1 protein-coding gene is annotated in these 233 nt (G+C 57.9%); it reads left to right on the forward strand.

The genetic code is table 11. From position 1 onward, the window contains the following. On the forward strand, positions 1-233 hold a 233-nt coding region (locus RMT89_RS45565), incomplete at both ends, for a hypothetical protein (RefSeq protein ID WP_315889624.1).

Raw genomic sequence — 233 nt, forward strand, 5'->3', positions numbered from 1 at the left:
TGCTGGAAGCGTTCGCTGCCGCCCAGGCAGCTCAGAAAAGCGTGATAGCTGCCCATTGCGACGGTTTATTGTTCGCTGCCGCCCAGGCAGCTCAGAAATGGTTCGAGTTCGTCTATCGGCCACCAGCGGAGTTCGCTGCCGCCCAGGCAGCTCAGAAAACTGAGCTTGGATTATCGCAAGAAGACCTCATGTTCGCTGCCGCCCAGGCAGCTCAGAAAATACGGGTAGACAGG

The organism is Streptomyces sp. P17, assembly GCF_032436805.1.
Lineage (GTDB): Bacteria > Actinomycetota > Actinomycetes > Streptomycetales > Streptomycetaceae > Streptomyces.